Below are 3,026 nucleotides of genomic sequence, written 5' to 3'. Positions count from 1 at the left end.
CCGGTTTCCGGATGTCGGGGCTCCGGATGCGGAAACAGCACGCCCTACCGTCCTGCCCATGGTTCAGGTACACCCGCGGCCCGGGGCCGGAGACACGGTAACGAGCGTCACCGATGCGGGGCCGCGGCCCGGCAAGCGCAGGAGCAAGGGCCTGGGCGGCAACTCCGTAGGCCTGCTCGGCAGCGCCGTCATCGGGATCTCCACCGTCGCCCCCGTCTACTGCCTGACCTCCACCCTCGGCCCGACCGTCGGCCAGGTCGGCGTGCAGATGCCCGCCGTCTTCCTGGCCGGCTTCCTGCCGATGCTGCTGGTCGCCTTCGCCTACCGCGAGCTCAACAAGGCCGTGCCCGACTGCGGCACGTCCTTCACGTGGACGGTGCAGGCGTTCGGGCCGCGCGTCGGCTGGATGTGCGGCTGGGGCCTGGTGATCGCCACGATCAGCGTGCTGTCGAACCTGGCGGGCGTGGCCACGTCGTTCTTCTACCTCCTGCTGGGCGAGATCACCGGCAGCGGCTCGGTGGCCGCCCTCGACGGGAACCGGCCCGTGCACGTCGCCACCTGCCTCGCCTTCATCGCCGTGGCGACGGCGATCAGCTACCGCGGCATGACCGCGACCAAGGGCGTGCAGTACGCCCTGGTCGCCCTGCAACTCGCCGTCCTGGCCGTCTTCGCGGCGATGGCCCTCGTCAAGGCCCGCTCGGGCGACCTGCCCGCCTCCATCGACTTCTCCTGGACCTGGCTCGACCCCTTCGCCGTCCGCTCCTTCGCGGCGTTCACCGCCGGGCTCTCCCTCTCGATCTTCATGTTCTGGGGCTGGGACGCGTGCCTGACCGTCAACGAGGAGACCGAGGGCAGCGCGAAGACCCCCGGCCGCGCCGCGCTCCTCGCCATGGTCGTCCTCGTCGGCTCGTACCTGGTCACCGCCGTCGCCGCCCAGATGTTCGCGGGCGTCGGCGAGGAGGGCACCGGCCTCGGCAACCCCGGGACCGCCGACAACGTCTTCGCCGCGCTCGCCGACCCGGTCATGGGCACGGCACTGGGTGTGCTGCTGTTCGTGGCGGTCCTCGCGTCGGCCGCCGCCAGCCTCCAGACGACGTTCCTGCCCGTCGCCCGCACCGTCCTGGCCATGAGCGCCTACGAGGCCCTGCCCCCGTCCTTCGCCCGCATCCACCCGCGCTTCCGGTCACCGGGCCGCGCGACGGTCGCGGCCGGCATCGCCACCGGCGTCTTCTACGCCGCCATGAGCTTCCTCAGCGAGAACGTCCTCATCGACACGATCTACGCGCTCGGCCTGATGATCTGCTTCTACTACTCGATCACGGCGTTCGCCTGCGCCTGGTACTTCCGCGGGCAACTCGGCCGCTCGGCGCGCGACGCGCTCTTCAAGGGCGTCTTCCCGGCCCTCGGCGGCGCTCTCCTCGCCGCCGTCTTCTGCAAGACGCTGTACGACATGTGGGACCCGACGTACGGCAGCGGGAGCTCCGTCCTGGGCGTGGGGTCGGTGTTCGTGATCGGAGTGGGCCTGCTGCTGGTCGGCGCGGCCCTCATGGAGCTGATGCGACGGCGCAGCCCGGCGTTCTTCCGCGGCGAGGTGCTGACGCGGTCGACGCCGGCGCTGGTGGTCGAGGAGTAGAGGGCGCCCGGGCCGCCGCCAGGAGCTGCCCAGGGCCTTGTGCGGGGCCTAGCCCCAGGTGGTTCCGGCCGGCTCTTCGATGGTCGTGTTCAGGCGGTTGAAGAAGTTGGTCGTGGCGACCATGAGGATGATCGCGGCGAGCTGCTCCTCGGTGAAGAGGTCGGCGGCCGCGTCCCAGATGTCGTCCGGGACGGCCTTGCCGGTGTGGTCGGCGAGCCGCGTGGAGGCCTCGGCCAGGGCCAGCGCGGCCCGCTCGGCGTCGGTGAAGAACGGGGCCTCGTGCCAGGCGGCGACCGCGTGCAGCTTCTCGTCGGTCAGCCCCGCCTTCTTCGCGCTCGCCACGCCGCCGTACACGCAGGCGCTGCAGCCGTTGATCTGGCTGACCCGCAGGTGGACCAGCTCCAGGATCTCCTGCGGCACGCCGCCCTTGTGCATGGCCTTGAAGAGATGCTGGATGCCCGTCATGGTGTCGGGCAGGACCGTCGCAGGGTTCTTCATCCGAGCCGTCATGATCAAATCCTCTGTGTCATGGTGGCCGGCAGGGGCGTCCTCCCCGGCCGGTTGCCGTCCGTCACTTCACTGACGGATCAGAACAGGGGGATGTGACAGGTGAGCGAAAAAGATGTCGAGAAGGATGTCGAGAGGGATCTTCTGGCGCAGCGCTTCGAGGAGCACCGGCCGCATCTGAGGGCAGTGGCCTACCGCATGCTCGGCTCGCTCGCCGAGGCCGAGGACGCGGTGCAGGAGACGTGGCTCAAGCTGAGCCGCTCCGACGTCTCGGAGGTGGCGAACCTCGGCGGCTGGCTGACCACCGTGACCGGCCGGGTGTGCCTGGACATGCTGCGCTCGCGCGCCACGCGGCACGAGGAGCCGCTGCACGACCAGGACGGGCAGGTCGTGCGCCTTCCCGACCCCGTCATCAGCGGAGCGGACCGCATCGACCCGGAACAGGAGATCCTCCTGGCCGACTCGGTCGGCATCGCCCTCATGGTCGTCCTGCAGACCCTCGCTCCCGCGGAGCGGCTCGCCTTCGTCCTGCACGACATGTTCCACGTGCCCTTCGACGACATCGCCGACGTCATCGACCGCACCCCCGCCGCGACCCGGCAGCTCGCCAGCCGCGCCCGCCGCCGCGTCCAGGGCCGGGCCCCGGCGCCCGACAGCGACCTCGCCGCCCGCCGCCGGGTCGTCGACGCCTTCCTCGCCGCCGCGCGCGGCGGCGACTTCGACGCCCTCGTCGCCGTCCTCGACCCGGACATCGTGGCCCGCTCCGACGGCGGCACCCTCCTCCCGAGCGCCCTGCGCCGCGGCGCGACCGAGGTCGCCTCGCAGGCGATCACGTTCGCCCGCTTCGCCGAGGCGGCCCTCCCGGCCCTCATCAACGGCACGCCCG

At 71.4% G+C, this 3,026-nt stretch carries 3 protein-coding genes; 2 read left to right on the top strand and 1 reads right to left on the bottom strand.

Annotation, left to right across the window (positions count from 1 at the left end):
- Nucleotides 1-58: 58 nt before the first annotated feature.
- On the top strand, nucleotides 59-1,633 hold the full coding sequence (locus tag ACSNOG_RS32300; protein WP_436756261.1) for an APC family permease: 1,575 nt from the start codon (nucleotides 59-61) through the stop codon (nucleotides 1,631-1,633).
- 48 nt (nucleotides 1,634-1,681) lie between these two features.
- Here the strand turns inward: ACSNOG_RS32300 and ACSNOG_RS32295 are convergent, their stop codons facing one another.
- Nucleotides 1,682-2,143, bottom strand: a complete 462-nt coding sequence (locus ACSNOG_RS32295) for a carboxymuconolactone decarboxylase family protein (RefSeq protein WP_436756260.1) — start codon at nucleotides 2,141-2,143, stop codon at nucleotides 1,682-1,684.
- 99 nt (nucleotides 2,144-2,242) lie between these two features.
- Between ACSNOG_RS32295 and ACSNOG_RS32290 the strand changes: the two genes are divergently transcribed.
- Nucleotides 2,243-3,026: sigma-70 family RNA polymerase sigma factor (locus ACSNOG_RS32290; protein ID WP_436756259.1), on the top strand; the 784-nt coding region annotated here is incomplete at its 3' end.

The sequence above is a fragment of the Streptomyces sp. URMC 124 genome, assembly GCF_051386455.1.
Classification (GTDB): Bacteria; Actinomycetota; Actinomycetes; order Streptomycetales; family Streptomycetaceae; genus Streptomyces.
The sequence above is the reverse complement of the archived record's forward strand: the minus strand, read 5'-3'. Positions and strand labels throughout refer to the sequence as shown.

Excerpts from the sequence above, each read along its gene's own strand:
- ACSNOG_RS32300 (WP_436756261.1), top strand. The coding sequence starts at position 59 with ATGGTTCAGGTACACCCGCGGCCCGGGGCCGGAGACACGGTAACGAGC.
- ACSNOG_RS32295 (WP_436756260.1), bottom strand. The coding sequence starts at position 2,143 with ATGACGGCTCGGATGAAGAACCCTGCGACGGTCCTGCCCGACACCATG.